The organism is Actinocorallia lasiicapitis, assembly GCF_054778695.1.
The window spans coordinates 1-8,179 of record NZ_BAAGZI010000275.1 but is presented as its reverse complement, the minus strand read 5'-3'; the positions used below and the strand labels follow the sequence as shown (position 1 = coordinate 8,179).

The 8,179-nt window shown below is 71.2% G+C and carries 11 protein-coding genes; 4 read left to right on the top strand and 7 right to left on the bottom strand.

Going from position 1 to position 8,179, the window contains the following annotated elements; genetic code table 11:
- Positions 1 to 193 precede the first annotated feature (193 nt).
- On the bottom strand, positions 194 to 1,255 hold the full coding sequence (locus ACYVE7_RS24395; protein WP_460367548.1) for a hypothetical protein: 1,062 nt from the start codon (positions 1,253 to 1,255) through the stop codon (positions 194 to 196).
- A 238-nt stretch (positions 1,256 to 1,493) separates the two neighbouring features.
- On the opposite strand from ACYVE7_RS24395, the gene rsgA reads away from it, so the two are divergent.
- Positions 1,494 to 2,519, top strand: coding sequence for a ribosome small subunit-dependent GTPase A (rsgA, locus tag ACYVE7_RS24390; RefSeq protein WP_460367546.1), 1,026 nt, complete (start codon positions 1,494 to 1,496; stop codon positions 2,517 to 2,519).
- A gap of 43 nt (positions 2,520 to 2,562) precedes the next feature.
- Here rsgA and ACYVE7_RS24385 read toward each other — a convergent pair whose 3' ends face one another.
- Entirely contained in the window at positions 2,563 to 3,333 is a 771-nt protein-coding gene (locus tag ACYVE7_RS24385; protein ID WP_460367545.1) for an SGNH/GDSL hydrolase family protein, read from the bottom strand.
- 170 nt (positions 3,334 to 3,503) lie between these two features.
- On the opposite strand from ACYVE7_RS24385, the gene ACYVE7_RS24380 reads away from it, so the two are divergent.
- Complete coding sequence (locus tag ACYVE7_RS24380; protein ID WP_460367543.1) at positions 3,504 to 4,088, top strand: TerD family protein; 585 nt, start codon at positions 3,504 to 3,506, stop codon at positions 4,086 to 4,088.
- Between the two features lie 58 nt (positions 4,089 to 4,146).
- On the top strand, positions 4,147 to 4,506 hold the full coding sequence (locus ACYVE7_RS24375) for a TraR/DksA family transcriptional regulator (protein ID WP_460367541.1): 360 nt from the start codon (positions 4,147 to 4,149) through the stop codon (positions 4,504 to 4,506).
- A gap of 8 nt (positions 4,507 to 4,514) precedes the next feature.
- Here ACYVE7_RS24375 and ACYVE7_RS24370 read toward each other — a convergent pair whose 3' ends face one another.
- The gene (locus ACYVE7_RS24370; protein ID WP_460367540.1) at positions 4,515 to 4,733 is read right to left on the bottom strand and encodes a hypothetical protein; all 219 of its coding nucleotides are present in this window, start codon (positions 4,731 to 4,733) and stop codon (positions 4,515 to 4,517) included.
- A 166-nt stretch (positions 4,734 to 4,899) separates the two neighbouring features.
- Between ACYVE7_RS24370 and ACYVE7_RS24365 the strand changes: the two genes are divergently transcribed.
- Positions 4,900 to 5,190, top strand: coding sequence for a hypothetical protein (locus tag ACYVE7_RS24365; protein ID WP_460367538.1), 291 nt, complete (start codon positions 4,900 to 4,902; stop codon positions 5,188 to 5,190).
- 29 nt (positions 5,191 to 5,219) lie between these two features.
- Here ACYVE7_RS24365 and ACYVE7_RS24360 read toward each other — a convergent pair whose 3' ends face one another.
- The 4 genes from ACYVE7_RS24360 to ACYVE7_RS24345 all read right to left on the bottom strand — a co-directional run.
- Positions 5,220 to 6,707, bottom strand: a complete 1,488-nt coding sequence (locus ACYVE7_RS24360) for a metallophosphoesterase family protein (protein ID WP_460367536.1) — start codon at positions 6,705 to 6,707, stop codon at positions 5,220 to 5,222.
- A gap of 40 nt (positions 6,708 to 6,747) precedes the next feature.
- On the bottom strand, positions 6,748 to 7,071 hold the full coding sequence (locus tag ACYVE7_RS24355; protein WP_460367534.1) for a hypothetical protein: 324 nt from the start codon (positions 7,069 to 7,071) through the stop codon (positions 6,748 to 6,750).
- 54 nt (positions 7,072 to 7,125) lie between these two features.
- The gene (locus ACYVE7_RS24350) at positions 7,126 to 7,527 is read right to left on the bottom strand and encodes a YccF domain-containing protein (RefSeq protein ID WP_460367532.1); all 402 of its coding nucleotides are present in this window, start codon (positions 7,525 to 7,527) and stop codon (positions 7,126 to 7,128) included.
- Positions 7,528 to 7,537: 10 nt separating this feature from the next.
- Positions 7,538 to 8,179, bottom strand: a 642-nt coding sequence (locus tag ACYVE7_RS24345) for a diacylglycerol kinase family protein (RefSeq protein WP_460367530.1), incomplete at its 5' end; no start/stop codon positions are given.

Here is an 8,179-nt window from a genome sequence, read left to right as displayed (position 1 = left end):
GTGGGCGGCCTCCAGCAGGGCGACGGCCGCGGCGAGATCGTCGTGCTGCTCGGGCGGGCCCACGGGCGCGCCGGAATCGTCGACGCGCTGGAGGACCCCGCCCCGCTCCCCCGCCAGCCCGACCACGATCCGCATCCCCACAGTCTGCCGACCGGCACCGACATTTCCGCGGTCCGGCCGCAAGACACGAACGTCAGAGGGGCACGCCGAAGATCATGCGGCCGTTCCGTTCGAACTCGGTGACGCTCCACAGCGTCCGGCGTTCCCGCCAGACCGTCAGATCCTCGGGGCCGACCGGGTAGGGACGCGCGGTCAGGGCGTCGCGTTTCCCGGCCAGGAGGGTGGCGCGGGCCGAGGAGCCGCGGGACTGGCTGAAGTACCACTTGCCGCCGGACGTCACCGCGCCCTGCACCTTCGTCACCGGCATCCGGTGCGTGTCGACGGGCAGCGCGACCCCGTCCGCGCCGGTGGCCAGGGAGCCGTCCGCCTTCAACACCCAGCGCACGACCCGTCCCATGCCGTCGGCGTCGTACTCGCCCGACACCAGCAGATGCGGTGTCTGGGTGCGGTCGATCGCGACGAACGAGAACCGCGCCGCGGTCTTGGCGGCGAGCCGCCACGAGCCGACCTGCGGCAGCGCGTGCCCGTAGCCGAGGGCGTGGAACCCGTCGGCGGCCCGGCCGACCTCGGTGTCGCCCGGGATGTTCGGGACGTCCAGGATGCGTCGCAGATCGAACACCCGGAAACCCCGGGTGGTGTCCGCGACGTACAGGAAGTCGCCGTACCAGGCGATGCCGCCCGCGTGGATCTTCAGCGCGTCGAAGTCGTCGGGCGCGGTCGGCACCACGAGCAGGACGTGCCGGTATTTCGGGCGGGTCTTGTCGGGGTCGAAGAAGCTCAGCCGGACGGCCTGCGCCGTGTCGTCGGTCTTCGATGTCTTCTTGTACCAGCTGACGAGGAACGCCTCGGGGGCGTCGGGGCCGCCGTCGGAGGAGCAGGTCAGGCCCTGCGGCTGCCACAGCGGGTCGTCCATGTCGGCGCCGTCGAAGGTGAACCAGTCGAGCGAACCGTGGGCCATGTCCCCGAACGCGTGCCGCCCGGCCCGGAATCTGGCCTTCCGGTTCGCCCCGGCCAGCACCGTCTTGACGCTCACCGCCGGCAGGTCCTTGACGAGCCGCGCGGTGTGTTCGGCGGGGTCGTCGGGACCGCGCTTCAGCGCATAGGGCTTCTCGTCCACTGCGGTCAGTTTCGCCATTGTCCGACTATGCCCGTCGAAACCATCTGATTCCAAGCGAAAGTAAAGGGGTTGGCATGAGTCGGGGCGGCTCAGGTACCCTGGTGCCGCCGCGAAGGACGCGGGATGCGAACGGAAGGAGCCGTCAGGTGAAGACAGTCGTTGTCGTGGGCCTGCCCTCGAACCCGTTCTCCCAGGCGTCCGTCTGATCCGCTGCTGAGCGCAGGCGGGGCGCCGTGTCCGAAAGGCGCCACTTCCGTTGGCAACCACTCTGTTCGACCTCGGTTTCGACGAGCTCTTCCAGCCTGAACCGGGGTTTCTTCCCGCGCGCGTGACGCGCGTGGACCGGGGCGCGTGCGACGTCCTCACCGAAGAGGGCGACCTGCGGGTCTCCTACAGCGGCGCGCTCAGGCGCGCCGCGGCGGCCGATCCGGTCGCGCTTCCCTGCGTCGGCGACTGGGTCGCCGTCAGCGCCGCGACCGGCGAACTCGCCACCGTGCTGCCGCGGCGCACCCAGATCGTCCGCGCCGGGGTGACGCCCGGGACCTCGCACGGTCAGGTCCTCGCCGCCAATGTGGACCTCGTGTACATCGCGGAACCGGCCGTGCCCGAGATCGACCTCGGCCGGATCGAACGGCTCCTCGCGCTGGCGTGGGAGTCGGGCGCCCAGCCCATCGTCGTGATCACCAAGGCGGATCTGGCGGACGTCGATCTGTCGGTCGTCGCGGAGGCCGCTCCCGGCGCGGACGTCCTGGCCGTCTCGTCGGTCACCGGCGACGGCCTTGACACAGTAAGGTTGCTGCCCGGCCAGACGGCCGTCCTGCTCGGACGGTCGGGCGCGGGCAAGTCCTCGCTGGTCAACGCGCTGGCGGGCGGGCGGTTCATGGAGACCCAGGAGATCCGCGAGGGCGACGGCCGGGGCCGGCACACCACCGTCCACCGGGAGCTCCTGCTCCTGCCCGACGGTGGAATGATCATCGACACTCCGGGGCTGCGGAGCGTCGGGCTGTACGCCGAGGAGGGCGTCGCCCAGGTCTTCAGCGACATCGAGGATCTGGCCGAGCACTGCCGGTTCGCCGACTGCGGCCACGGCGACGAACCGGACTGCGCGGTGCTCGCGGCCGTCGAGGACGGGGTCCTGCCCGAACGCCGGCTGACGTCCTGGCGGAAGCTCCAGCGGGAGGCCGCCTGGATGGCGTCCCGCACCGACGCCCGGCTCCGCGCCGAGCAGACCCGCAAGTGGAAGCTCATCCACAAGGCGATGCGCGGCCAGAACCGGCCCTAGCGAAGAGGTCCCCGCGCCCGGAGCCGGGCGCGGGGACGTCCCGTCACAGGGGCAGGAGTTCGGGGCGTTTGGCGGCCAGGCCGTCGCCCGACGACTTGCCGGTGACCCGTCGCTTCACCCACGGCGCGAGGTAGGTCCTCGCCCAGTGCAGGTCGGCGCGCTTGGCCTCCGTCCAGGTCTTGGCGGGCGGCCGCGGCCAGGGCGCGCGCCAGTCCTCACCCGTCTCGACGCCCAGCACCTCGGCGACGGCCGCCGCGAGCCGCCGGTGCCCTTCGGACGTCAGGTGCAGCCGGTCCTCGTGCCAGGCGCCGTCGTCGCAGAGCGCACGCATCGACCAGAGGTCGACGACCTTCAGGTCGAGCCGTCCGGCCATCGACCACAGGTGCGTGTTGAGCGTCGCGACCTTCCCGCGCCATTTCGCGCTGCCGCGCCCGTTCATGTTCCGCAGCGCCGGATCGAACCCGGTGAACACGACCACGTCGGCCCCGCTCCCCCGCAGCGCCTTCACCGCGTCGAAGAACCCGGCCGCGATGACGTCGGGATCGGCGCCCGGCCGCAGCATGTCGTTGCCGCCCGCGGAGATCGACACCAGATCGGCCCGCATCTCCACGGCGACGGGCACCTGCTCGGCGGCGATCTGCCCCAGCAGCTTCCCCCGCACCGCGAGGTTCGCGTACCGCACCCCGGGCCGCTCCTTGTCGAGGTGCTCCGCCACCCGGTCGGCCCACCCCCGGAACCTCCCGTCGACCCCCGGATCGTTCAGCCCCTCGCTGAAGCTGTCCCCCAACGCCACATACGACCGAATCTCGCTCACCCGATAAGCCTGCACGCTACACACAAACCTACGCGACCGTAACGTCATGTGCCGTGCGCCACAGGGGCGGTGGAGTGGCGCCGCGCGGCGGGGCGGAACCCGGTGGGAGGCTGGGTCGTTAGGAAGGCACGCCGGAGTGGCATTGAGCGATACGAAGAGGGATGACGGATATGGCGATCACGCTGACGAAGGAAGACGGGGCCGCGGACCTCAACGGGATCACGCATCTCACGGTGGGGGTGGCGTGGGACCCGTCCGCGGGGGCCAGCGGCGGGGTGCTCGGGATCGCGCGGCGCAAGAAGGGGGTCGACCTCGACCTGATCGCGGTGCTGATGCAGGGGGCCGAGCCGGTCAGGTTCGCGGGGCTCGACTCGCTCGACCCGCTCGGGAACGGGTCGGTCAAGCACTCAGGCGACGAGCAGACCGGAGCGGCCATCGGTGACGACGAGACCGTCACGGTGACGTTCGCGAACGTACCGCCGGCGATCACCGCGATCGTTTTCGTCGCGGCGGCGTTCAAGAAGGGCAGCTCGTTCGACAAGGCCAACAACGTGTCGTTCAAGGTGTACGACGCGACCGGCGGCAGCAGCGAGCAGGTCGCCGACATCTGGCCGTCGCTGCTGGGCACCGACAACGCCAACGCGATCTGTCGCGCGTTCCGCAACGGGCCGCACTGGCAGCTCCAGGTCCTCAACCGCCAGGGCAAGATCAAGCAGGGTGACCGTCAGGCCCTCATCCGGTTCGCGGTCGAATAGCCCCTTTGTGGCCCCGGCCGACGTTTGCCGCCTTTTCGCGGCGGGGTAGGCCGCCTTCATGGGGTTCTCTGCGGACGGGATCGGGGAGCGGCTGGCAGCGGACCGGGCCGGGACGGTGGAGCTGATCGCCGCGCTGGCCCGCGACTGGGACGGTGTCGTCGAGGCGGCGGCGCAGGCCAACGCCGACGACGAGCACGATCCCGAAGGGGCCACCATCGCGTTCGAGCGGTCCCGGATCGAGTCGTCGCTGGAACGGGCCAGGGCGCGCCTCGCGGACCTCGACGAGGCGCTGCGACGGCTCGAGGACGGCGCCTACGGCGTCTGCGACGTGTGCGGCGGGCCGATCGGTGACGAACGGCTCACCGCGCGCCCGGCCGCCCGCACCTGCATCGGCTGCGCCGCCAAACCCCGCCGCTGAGCCGCCGCTCAGAGGGAGTCGGGATCGTCGCCGGGGGCCCGGCGGTCGTACCCGTCACGGTCCTCGTTGAGCGCCGCGACGTCCTCGGAGACGTCACGCCGCAGCGTCGGCTCGTCAGGCGAGCCGACCTCGAACGGGCCGACCCTGCGCTCCGCGAGCACCAGCCCCACCACCAGCAGGACGACCAGGACACCGGCGAAGACCGCCACGACCAGCAGCACGAGCATCACTCCACAGCCCCCATGCCCTGGATGGTTCCCCGCCCGTGCGCGGCGACCCCGGGCGGACGGCCATCGGCGCGCAAAGCCCTGGTCAGGATCGGGACGGCCGGGTGCGGGGCGTGATCGCGCTGGGTAGGGCCTCCGCCGGAACTTCTCAGAGGGGGAAAGAGTCATGGGCGAGTGCGGTGGAGCGCGGTTCGGGTCGCGGGTGAACCTGAAGGTGCTGGCGGGCGGGGGCCTGCTGATCGGGTTCGGCGGGATGGTCGGGCTGGCGGGGATCACCCTGGCCGGGTCCGCGCTGGTGACCGGTGCGCGCCGGTGGGCGGCCGAGAGCGAAGTGCCGCCGAGCGAGATGGCGCGCCGCAAGATCGGTCAGGCGATGCACGCGGCCAGTGCGGGCCGTGCGGCCTGGCAGAAGGGGCCGAGCTCGAGCAACGGGCTGGTCGGCTCGTCCCGTCGCTGACACCGCGAACCGGGCGCGGATGCGCGCGGTCAGCGGAGCGGGATCCTGAGCTCGTCCTCGGTCGGCGGGGCGAGCTCATGGGCCAGGCAGCCCGACGCGCTGATGCAGCGGATCCGCAGCTCACCGGGGGTGACGTCGATCCGCAGGAAGCTCTTGAAGAACGGCGGCACGTCGGAGTCGGCCGTCTCGGAGAACAGCCGGTGGTACACCTTGCGCACGGGCAGCCGGAACCAGGACGTCAGCCGCCCCGCGGGCCCGGGGACGCCGAGCAGTGAGGCGATCATCCGGGCCCGCAGGCTCGGCTTGGCGTCCGCGGGACGGGACGGCGCGACCCCGATCCGCCGGGTGATCGCGGCGGCGGCCTCCGGGTAGGAGATGTCGAAGAACCGGCGCAGCCCGAACCGGCGCAGCCGCCGTCCGTAGAGCCGGCTGTAGAACACCAGCGAGTCGCCGCGCAGCGGGTAGCAGCGGAAGCTCTCCTCGGGCACCACCGTGGTCTGGTCGATGGTGTGGGTGGCGTGCATGAAGGCGCCCGAACCGCCCGCGACCAGGTACTGGACGATCTCGTCCCGTCCGTGTCTGGGCACGGCGATCGGGTAGCGCTGGTAGTTGTGGATGTCGCCGCCGATCACCGCGACGTAGTCGAACTCCCGGACGATCTCGTCGATGGTGCCGCCGCCCTCGATCGAGCCCGGTTGGTACACGTCGTCCTTGTAGATGGGTTTGCCGGTGATGAGCAGTTTGGGCCGCGGGTCGGCCGAGACCCTGCGCAGCCACTCGCCCTGGTCGCGGTCGATGTCGCCGCGGATCCCGGTGTCGATCGCGACGATCCGCAGCTCCGGACTGTCGATCATCCAGTAGGGCCCCGGCTGGACGGCCTGCTGCTCGACCGACGCCCGCAGCTTCCGCCCCTCGGCCAGCAGCTGCTCGTTCGCCGGTTCCGGCCGCCGCCACAGCCGGCTGGCCAGGAAGCCGATCCGCCCCTTCCACCAGTCGCCGGGCGAACCGTCGCCCTGGCGGTCGCAGAAGATCCGCATGAACCCTTCGAGCCCGTCGTACCAGTCGTGGTTGCCGGGGATCGCGTAGATGGGCTTGAGGTAGTCCTTGTAGGGCTTGAAGAACTTCTGTGGGTAGTCGTTGACGCTGCCGATCGGGTAGATCACATCGCTGGCGATCACCGCGAAGTCGGTGTCCTGCCCGACCTTCAGCATTCCGGGGACGACCGCGTACTGCGACTGGTCGCCCTCGCCGGGGTCGCCGAGCAGGAGGAAGGAGAAGGCCGCGTCCGGCTCGGTCCGCAGCAGCATGTCGCCGGGGGTGCCGACCCAGCGGCGGCGGATGTCGTCGACGGGGTCGCCGAACCGTTTGGCGATCACGTCGTTGCGCGACCGCCACAGCACCGACGGCCGCAGCCAGGACAGGGCGCGCTCGGGGCCGAGCTCACGGTAGCGGCCGTCCTCCTGGCAGCCCCAGCCGGCGCTCTCCGCCGACTGGCGTGAGTTTCGGGGAGAAGTCACGCCCCAAGGTCATCATGGGTGGAGTGCCCGGGGCAAGGGGCTACGGGCGGGGATGTCGGTACTGGCCCGTCAACGGGATGTCCTCGACCGGCGCCGAAGGGACGGTGTCCCGCGGCTCCGCCGGCTGGGGCACCGCGTGCCGTCTGCCGCGCGGCTGCTGCGGCAGCCCCTGCGCGAGCGCCTCGATGAACCCCGCGATCTCGGCGGCGGCGAGCCGGAAGGTCGCGGTGCAGGTGCCCTGGTTCCACAGGCTCAGCACCATGACGTCGGCGTCGGGGTGCCAGCTCAGCCGCATGGCCCGCTGGTCGCCGCGGGCGTCGAAGAAGACCTCACCGGTCCTGGGCAGGGGTGTCGCACTGGACATGCCGACCATGATGTCGCTGGTCAGAGCCCGTGTCCACCCCTATCCGGACGCCGCTCAGGACTCCCCGAACGGCCGATCGGACGGCACGACCTCACGACCCAGCGGCATCAGCGAGATCGGAATCATCTTGAGGTTCGCCCAGCCGAACGGGATCCCGATGATCGAAACGAACAGCGGAAGGCTCGTCACGAGGTGCCCGAGCGCCAGCCACCAGCCCGCGACGATCACCCAGATGACGTTCCCGAGGCAGGACGGCGCCCCTGCCCCCGGCTTCTCGACGGTCGTCCGCCCGAACGGCCACAGGACGTAGCCGGCGATCCGGAAGGAGGCGATCCCGAAGGGGATCGTCACGATGAGAAGGCAGCAGACGATCCCCGCCAGGACGTAGCCGAGGAACAGCCAGATCCCGGAGAACAGCAGCCACAGGACGTTCAGCACGAAACTGATCACCTTCATGCGGCCCAGCTTACGGGCGGATCACCCGCAGGGCTCGAGGCAGGACCTCCACTTCGACGGGAAGGCGGCCCGGGAGCTCTCCGTCGCAGCCGTACGGCAGGTCGCGGGTCGCCTCGATCCTGACCTTCTCGGCCCTGACCACCTCGACCTCGGGCCGGGACACGTGCGCGCCGGTCTCCAGCTCCTGCATGACGGTCAGGAAACGCCGGCGGGACGCCTCCCGGATGATCACGACGTCGAGGAGCCCGTCGTCGACGACCGCGCCGGGCGCGATCAGCCGGCCGAAGCCGTAGTAGCCGGAGTTGGCCGCGACCACGGTGTAGGCGCGGCGCTCGAGGACCTCGCCGTCGATCGTCACGGTGTAGCCGGTGGACCGCCAGCCCGCGAACGCCCGGACGGCGCCCCAGGTGTAGGAGGCCTTGCCGCGCAGCAGCCGCGTCCGGTTGGCGTAGAGGTTGGCGACGGCGTCGAGCCCGGCGTAGACGCTGCCGAGCGCGGGTTCGCCGTTCACCGACAGCACGTCGACGGGGGTGGCCTCGCCGTGCAGCAGCAGCTCGGCCAGGTCGTCGACGGCCGTGCGCAGGCCGAGCTGGCGGGCGAAGTCGTTGCCGCGCCCGGCCGGGACGATCCCGTACTCGGCGTCGGTGCCGGC

Bases quoted from the DNA above. Each gene is read 5' to 3' on its own strand.
- ACYVE7_RS24395 (WP_460367548.1), bottom strand. From the start codon at position 1,255: ATGGCGAAACTGACCGCAGTGGACGAGAAGCCCTATGCGCTGAAGCGC.
- ACYVE7_RS24380 (WP_460367543.1), top strand. From the start codon at position 3,504: ATGGCGATCACGCTGACGAAGGAAGACGGGGCCGCGGACCTCAACGGG.
- ACYVE7_RS24375 (WP_460367541.1), top strand. From the start codon at position 4,147: ATGGGGTTCTCTGCGGACGGGATCGGGGAGCGGCTGGCAGCGGACCGG.
- ACYVE7_RS24370 (WP_460367540.1), bottom strand. From the start codon at position 4,733: ATGCTCGTGCTGCTGGTCGTGGCGGTCTTCGCCGGTGTCCTGGTCGTC.
- ACYVE7_RS24365 (WP_460367538.1), top strand. From the start codon at position 4,900: ATGGGCGAGTGCGGTGGAGCGCGGTTCGGGTCGCGGGTGAACCTGAAG.
- ACYVE7_RS24355 (WP_460367534.1), bottom strand. From the start codon at position 7,071: ATGTCCAGTGCGACACCCCTGCCCAGGACCGGTGAGGTCTTCTTCGAC.
- ACYVE7_RS24350 (WP_460367532.1), bottom strand. From the start codon at position 7,527: ATGAAGGTGATCAGTTTCGTGCTGAACGTCCTGTGGCTGCTGTTCTCC.